The 582-nt window shown below is 41.1% G+C and carries 1 protein-coding gene; it reads left to right on the top strand.

Annotated features, from left to right (window positions below; all coding sequences use genetic code 11):
* Positions 1–582 (top strand): hypothetical protein (locus tag A3763_RS28140; RefSeq protein ID WP_369823087.1); only part of this gene is annotated, 582 nt, incomplete at both ends.

Raw genomic sequence — 582 nt, 5'->3', positions numbered from 1 at the left:
GATGAAGACATAGATGATGATCTGTATGTCAACGACTTAGATCAAAATAATGAAGATTCTTCAGTTATTGTTGCAGATACTGATTTTGATGGATTGCCGGATGGTATTGAAGTGCTGCTTACCCAAAGTAATCCTGCTAAGAACGATACAGATGGAGATGGCTTGTTTGATGGCAATCAAAATAATGACACCGAATCTCGTTATGAAGTTATTTATGATTCCGCAAACCCTCCGAGATTAATTGAGAGCACAGCCTCTTGTAATGCTGATGAATATCGACTTAGTAACATAGGAAACAGTGAATATTGCGTTCAACTTTCATATATATCAGACCCGTCAAAGATAGATAGTGATGCAGACGGCGTACCTGATCGGTACGTCACGGAAAGCTCGAAAGAGATGTTTGATCATTTTCCACTTGATAGGAGTTGTCATAGATTAACTGATGGCGTAATTGATAATGATGATCCTTCTGACAGGAAGTGCTATTCCGCGTGGATGGCGGGGCAGGCCTCTATCGACCAAGTTCGCAATGGCAGCTGGGATGATATAAGTGCAGGGAGTCAAAATGTCGTAACGTTT

Source organism: Oleiphilus sp. HI0128, from assembly GCF_001635365.1.
Note: the sequence above shows the minus strand (reverse complement) of the source record. Positions and strands in the feature narration are given on the sequence as shown.